Below are 5972 nucleotides of genomic sequence, written 5' to 3' on the forward strand. Positions count from 1 at the left end.
CACCGCGCCGCAGAGTTGCCGGTCTGGCTGCACAGATACAATTGGCACCGTCCCCACGGGAGCCTAAAGTCCAAAACACCTATCAGTCGCCTCGCTCTAACCGAGGACAACCTGTTGAGGCTCCACAGCTAGCTCAATCTCGACACTGTCGCCTTGCGCCGGTGTCGCACAGTTTGTGGAAAGCCTATGCCTGCACCTTTCCGCTGCCCGCCTTGCACGCAGCGAGCCACTGCATGGCGGAGGTTGGGTCCTCCAATATCGCAACTCGCTTCGCAAAGCCGATAAAGGCATTGCTGGCAGCGGCTACCGGTATGTGCCCAGCATATGCGTCACAACACGCCCTCAGGGCGGTCTCGTAGGTCAGGTCTCTGCGATCCTCGGGCCACTCATTGAGAAACTCGATAGCGTCCGCAGGACTGGCAATCTCTTGCACGATATAGCTGGCGCGCTTCACGAAAATGGGACTGCTAAAAGCCTCAGCGTTCATTCGTTCCCCTCCACCTGCTCCATAGCCAATTTGCACGACCCGGGCCGCATCGACGCCCGCCGACCATTGCAGAAATGTGCTGTCAGGGCGATGACGATTCAAGAGGACGAAGATGCGTGATCTGCATCCTCGGTGAGCAGTTCGGCTGCTCATCACCGCGAAGTCCGGCGAAGCCTGCTCAGGCATCTATCTTCCTTCCTGGCCTGATCTGAGGAGAACACACCCCTCGGTACGGTCATTCTCTAACGGCGGATGAACCACACAAATTGAAAGGCCCCGTTTAACTGCCGAGCCACAATATGACCGCCTGCGAAGTGAGCGCCCACATGAACTCCCCGATGACCGCCGACGCAACCTCGCGGCTTCGTGAGATCTGACTGGCTGACAACTATTTGCCAAGACATTCCTGGTGCGGCGGCTATGCGAACTGAGCATCTGTTCAGGGCCACGGGTGTGCTATACGGCTTTGATGGCTATTGGTTCGATGTTGCGCCGGCGCTGGCTGCCGGAAAAGAGCTTTCCATCCTATGCGTATCTGCCGGGCAGGCAACCGCATCCCGTGCGTGATCCCGCAGGACATAGCTACAATAGCGAAGCCATGCCGTTGGCGGCAGAGGCGTCGCTGGACTCAGACATATTCCTTTGGGGTCTCGACCTCTTCAACCATGGTTATTACTGGGAAGCCCATGAGGCGTGGGAGGGTCTGTGGCAAGTTGCAGACCGAGGCGCTCCGCTTCGGACGCTCTTCAAGGGATTGATCCTGTTATCGGCGGCCGGCGTGAAGATCCGCGAGGGCAAGCAGGCGGCGGCGATGCGTCATGCCGCACGCGCCGCGGCGCTCCTTCGTCGGCTGAACACGGCGGATCATACCTTCGAGCGTGCGCTCGGCATGTCACCCGCAGCGCTCGCCGAATACGCAGAAGCCGCGGCACGGATCCCGGCAGCCTTGCAGGCGACAGCGCTCGGTCAGCCCCAACCCGTGTTTGACTTCATTCTCGGACCAAGCTCCGGCGAAGGGCCGATCAGCTGGCAAAAAACAGTCATCCGTAGAAGTCGCCGGGAATAGACCGGACCCGTTGGGCCAACGTCACTGACGAACGACGAATGCCAGGTTTCGTTCACCTGGCCGTATTTTCGTGTAGCGCGGAATTTCGTCACGTTGTTTTCGGAATTAGAAAAGCTCAGACGGCATGGCTGCATATCGGTTCCGGCGCCTGGCAGCCGAAACGATTTCCGGGGCGAACGCCTATTAGCAAGGGCTTATGGCGATACTTATGCTGCTGAGACATTTATTGCCTTCAGCCACCACCATCACTATGTAGCAAGACTTCGCCTGCTGTCTTCAAGCCACCCGGAGAATTTCATGACAGAAGAAGCCGACCACAGCCTCGACGCCCTCATCGAGCTTACCGCCGATGTCGTCTCAGCCTATGTCTCGAACAATCCGGTCCCGGTGGGCGAGCTCCCCGCCCTGATCGGCCAAGTACATGCAGCACTGAAAGGAACGGCCGGCAGCGTTTCCGCAGAACAGCCGCAGGCTCTCAAGCCTGCTGTTCCGATCAAGAAGTCGGTGATGGCGGACTACATCATCTGCCTTGACGATGGAAAGAAGTTCAAATCGCTAAAGCGCCATCTGTCGACCCACTATGGCCTCACGCCGGACGAATATCGCGCCAAATGGGGCCTGCCGGCGGACTATCCCATGGTCGCGCCGAATTACGCCGCTGCGCGCTCGGCCTTGGCCAAGACCATTGGTCTCGGCCGCAAACCGAAAGAGTCGGAAACGCCGGCGCCGGCGAAGCGGACCGGCAAGAAGGTCGCAGCTTGACTTTATCTCTCGAGGGTCGTTCTGGAGCGCGCAGCTGCTATCGGCATGATCTGCGCAGAATAGGAAAAGGCGGGGACCAAACCACGCCTTACCTCGCGTTCATTCGCTCTTGCCGGGACGCAGGAGAAAATTTCAGCCAGTCTTCGCACAACCCACGCATCTACAAGGATCGCATCGTTGGCGACTAGGCTGGCACGCCACCACCATATCAGTGGCGGATCGACCGCAGTCCGGCATGAAGCTGCAAGCAAGGTTCCGTCACCGCGTACTCCAGCTGAACATCGACGTCATGTGCGCCAACAGCCCGCAGGCCAAGGGCTGCCTCGAACGCGCCAACCTGACGCTGCCGTCTTGTGAAGAAGCTATGCCTGGCGACATCAGCACGATCGACGCGGCGAAACGCCTCCGGCCGAATTCGCTATTCCTTCGCCTCCCTCAATCCGCGCCATCGCGTCCGCCGCATCTCGACCGAAGCCGCAATCGTCAGCGGCCTCCCGCGCGAAAGGCCCGAGGATTGCATGTTGAAAGGCAGCGCATCGGCCTGGCACGCGCGCGCGCTCATGCTGCAGCCGGATCTGCTTGTCGCCGACGAGCGCCGGCGCTCGACGTTTCGATCCAGGCGCAGATCTGCCTCCTTGCGACAACGCAAATGAGAGCAAAAATGACCAGCACCATCAATCTCTAGAGCCGCGAGCTACTGCAAGATTTGGTGGGTGGATCTTTCGAGACAATGTCGATGCTTACACGCAGGAACGCCTTCGCAAGTGCGATATGAAATTTGTGCATTGCAATATCTGCGGCGATCGATATGATCATGTTGTCGGCCATCTACTCCTCCCAGATGCGATGCCGGCGCTGAGTGCGGCGCACCTCCTCCCGCGCTGCATTTCAAATCGAGCCCACTGCCACCTCCTCCCGGCAGTGGGCTTTTTCTTTGTATGAGCGGCAATTTGGCCCTTGGCCAACATATTTGGCTTTAGGCGAGGCGAATGCTCCGGACTTCCAGGCCTTTCTTGCCCTGCCCGCATTCGACAAACACTTTCTGTCCCTCCACCAGCACGCTGAGCCCTGAGCGGTTCAACGCGGTGGCATGAACGAAAACGTCTTTCTCACCGTTGTCGGGAGCAATGAAGCCTGGAATGCTTCACGGTCTCATGCTTGGCAAAACTCTCGCCTATGGCCATGAATGCCTTCGCCTCATCACTCATCAAATACGATCGCGACGACCAATGGCAGCACGCCTTTCAGGCATAGTGCGATGCCGCCATTGGCCCCTTGAACGGTCAAGTCGGACACGCGTAACATCGCCATCTGAATTGAGTCTGCTTCATTCGTCCGGGCTGATGTCCGGAGTGGTCTGGATATTTTCCTTGCGTACGGATGCAACCAGCGGCGCGGCGAAGCGCGGCAAATCGTTTGTCCATATGGCGGAAGCCTCCTGGGGCAAAGGCCTCAGCACCCTGCTGCGTATCGTGCGAATGACGCTGCGCCATCCCTGGCAAGTCGCCATCACCATCGGTTCGACCTTCATTGCCGCGACGCTGCAGCTTTTCATTCCGAGCTTGCTGGGACGCGCCATCGATCAGGCGCAGGGCGTCTTGACTGCTGGTGCTGGTCCTGCGGCAGAGCGCGCGCTGTGGAACACGGCGCTCACGCTGCTCGTCGTCAGCATCCTGCGCGGCCTCTTCACCATGGCGCAGAACTACTATGGCGAGGCCGTCGGCCACCGGACCGGCTATGAACTGCGGCTGGCTTTCTATGAGAAGATCCAGCGCCTGAGCATCTCCTTCCACGACCGGGTCCATACCGGCGATCTCATCACGCTCGGCCTGCTCGATCTCGACGGCGTGCGCATGTTCTTCTCCACCGGCATCCTGCGCGTCGTGCTGCTCGGGGTGCTGATCGGCGTCGGCGCTTATCTGCTGATCAGCACCGATCTCGTGCTCGGGCTGCTCAGCCTGAGCTTTGTGCCATTCGTCGCCGGATAGTTGCGCCGTGACAGCCGGTGGAAGACCAAGCCCAGGCTGCGCGAGCGGGCTCGACGGCACGGCAAAGAGCAGCACGGCGGAGGCGCCCATCGGGGCCACCAGCAGCGCCACATGAGGCCCGCCGCCCATGGCGAGCCCGCTGATCACACCGGTCAACGCAATACTGATCGTGGCCCCGATGCAGGCGAGCAGCCGCTCGCGCAGCGTCGCGCCGGCGAGGATTGGGACGAAGAGGCGAAACCCCATGCTAAGCCTTGGAACGAGTGGAACTCTGCGCGGTCCGCAATGCCGCCGAAGCCACGGATTTGAAAGTCAAACAAATCCGAATGTTCGCGGCCAGGGAGAATATTATTGCGCGCAGCAAGGTGGGCAGTCCGCCGCCAGCGGCTTGTGCCTTTCAAAATTGCGCCAGAGCCTTGGCGCGAAGAACCTTCTACCGCAAAATGATAGTATCGACTTCCTCCCGGCATGGCGGAACGCTCTCGCTTACCGCTGATCGTTCCGGGGAAGATTCGCGTGAGCATTGGATCTTTGCTTAGTAACAGCGAGATGCGCCGACGACGATTCTCAAAGGTCAGCATTGGCGCGAAGAACTCATCAACCGGATTTCGTCCCAACGCTTTCGCTCGCTAGCAACATCAGTTCGGGCGCGCTCGCCTGCCCATGAAAAGCAGCGCCTCGTCTTCGAAGGGACACCGTGACAGAGTTAATTACACCGTGCTTATCGGTTGCGCGAGAACTGTCCCGACGCGAAGATGAACGGATCCTTTGGGCCAGCCGTCCCAGCATTTAATCGCAGCGCAGGGATCTTTTCTTCGAGCGCGGCTGCCACGAACGCTCTTCGAGCAGCTGGTGGATGAGCCTCACCACGCAATACCTGCAGACAGGCGTCCATCGCCACCCTCCGTCTCTCGGTCTGACGATGAAGATCACGCAGCAGGATATTGGCCGCCTCATTGACATCGAACACGATATGCTCTGTGCTGCGGCGGCCAACCTGAACAACCACCGGCCTCTCAAATCTCCGCAAGGCGGTCATCTCTCCGCCCCCCAAAGGCGATCATGCGCCAATAGCCTAGTTCGTCTTCTTGCCGAGCCGAGCCGGTACCGCTGCGAACTGCGAAATGTCGACACAATGCCCTCTCGACTTGCCCCGCGCCAGCTCACATGCGTCGCTGACGCCTAGGCTCGCACTTTTCCACTGCCCGACTTGCAGGCAGCGAGCCACTGCATGGCGGAGGTTGCATCTTCCAATATCGCGGCTCGTCTCGCAAAGCCGAAAAAGGCATTGCGCGCCGCACTTACAGGTTTTCGCCCATCGTATGCATCATAGCACGCCTTGAGCGCGGCTTCGTGGATCAGATCTCTGCGATCATGTGGCCATTCGTTGAGGAAATCGACAGCGTCCGCGAGACTGGCAATCTCTTGCACGATGTACGCTGCACGTCTCACGAAGAGCGGACTGAAAGCCTCAGGGTCCATTCGATCCTCCCGACCTGCTGAACAGCTGGTTTGCGTGAAAAGGCGCCTCATCGACATCCGCCGACATAGCAAAATGTCTTGTCAGGGCGATGACGATTTCGAGAGAAAAGTAGCGGCGTGATGTCGCCCAAGCGAGCAAGCCGACTCCGCTGCCTCGGTGGCTCACTAAGTGGTATATCTACATGGT

The 5972-nt window shown here is 59.3% G+C and carries 7 protein-coding genes and 3 pseudogenes; 4 read left to right on the forward strand and 6 right to left on the reverse strand.

Annotation, left to right across the window (positions count from 1 at the left end; translation table 11 throughout):
* A pseudogene (locus EOA32_RS31960) lies at window positions 1-132 on the forward strand (IS481 family transposase); the annotation flags it as partial.
* Window positions 133-184: 52 nt separating this feature from the next.
* Here EOA32_RS31960 and EOA32_RS40845 read toward each other — a convergent pair.
* Window positions 185-673, reverse strand: coding sequence for a DUF982 domain-containing protein (locus EOA32_RS40845; protein ID WP_348632241.1), 489 nt, complete (start codon window positions 671-673; stop codon window positions 185-187).
* A gap of 283 nt (window positions 674-956) precedes the next feature.
* On the opposite strand from EOA32_RS40845, the gene EOA32_RS31970 reads away from it, so the two are divergent.
* Window positions 957-1553, forward strand: a complete 597-nt coding sequence (locus EOA32_RS31970) for a DUF309 domain-containing protein (protein WP_245499452.1) — start codon at window positions 957-959, stop codon at window positions 1551-1553.
* 297 nt (window positions 1554-1850) lie between these two features.
* Window positions 1851-2315, forward strand: a complete 465-nt coding sequence (locus EOA32_RS31975) for a MucR family transcriptional regulator (protein WP_128373852.1) — start codon at window positions 1851-1853, stop codon at window positions 2313-2315.
* 681 nt (window positions 2316-2996) lie between these two features.
* Here the strand turns inward: EOA32_RS31975 and EOA32_RS38940 are convergent.
* Together EOA32_RS38940 and EOA32_RS31980 are read right to left on the reverse strand one after the other, a co-directional pair.
* Window positions 2997-3143 carry a hypothetical protein gene (locus tag EOA32_RS38940; protein WP_189407548.1) on the reverse strand — a complete coding sequence of 49 codons (147 nt, stop codon included), beginning with the start codon at window positions 3141-3143 and terminating at the stop codon, window positions 2997-2999.
* Between the two features lie 148 nt (window positions 3144-3291).
* Entirely contained in the window at window positions 3292-3456 is a 165-nt protein-coding gene (locus tag EOA32_RS31980; protein WP_128373857.1) for a cold shock domain-containing protein, read from the reverse strand.
* A gap of 229 nt (window positions 3457-3685) precedes the next feature.
* On the opposite strand from EOA32_RS31980, the pseudogene EOA32_RS31985 reads away from it, so the two are divergent.
* Window positions 3686-4297, forward strand: a pseudogene (locus EOA32_RS31985) (ABC transporter transmembrane domain-containing protein); the annotation flags it as partial.
* 39 nt (window positions 4298-4336) lie between these two features.
* Here EOA32_RS31985 and EOA32_RS40260 read toward each other — a convergent pair.
* The 3 genes and pseudogenes from EOA32_RS40260 to EOA32_RS32000 form a co-directional block, all read right to left on the reverse strand.
* Window positions 4337-4549 (reverse strand): annotated as a pseudogene (locus EOA32_RS40260) (HPP family protein); the annotation flags it as partial.
* A gap of 475 nt (window positions 4550-5024) precedes the next feature.
* Complete coding sequence (locus EOA32_RS31995) at window positions 5025-5342, reverse strand: DUF982 domain-containing protein (protein WP_128373853.1); 318 nt, start codon at window positions 5340-5342, stop codon at window positions 5025-5027.
* A 143-nt stretch (window positions 5343-5485) separates the two neighbouring features.
* The gene (locus EOA32_RS32000; protein ID WP_128373854.1) at window positions 5486-5785 is read right to left on the reverse strand and encodes a DUF982 domain-containing protein; all 300 of its coding nucleotides are present in this window, start codon (window positions 5783-5785) and stop codon (window positions 5486-5488) included.
* Window positions 5786-5972 lie beyond the last annotated feature (187 nt).

This window comes from Mesorhizobium sp. M1A.F.Ca.ET.072.01.1.1, assembly GCF_004023325.1.
GTDB lineage: Bacteria > Pseudomonadota > Alphaproteobacteria > Rhizobiales > Rhizobiaceae > Mesorhizobium.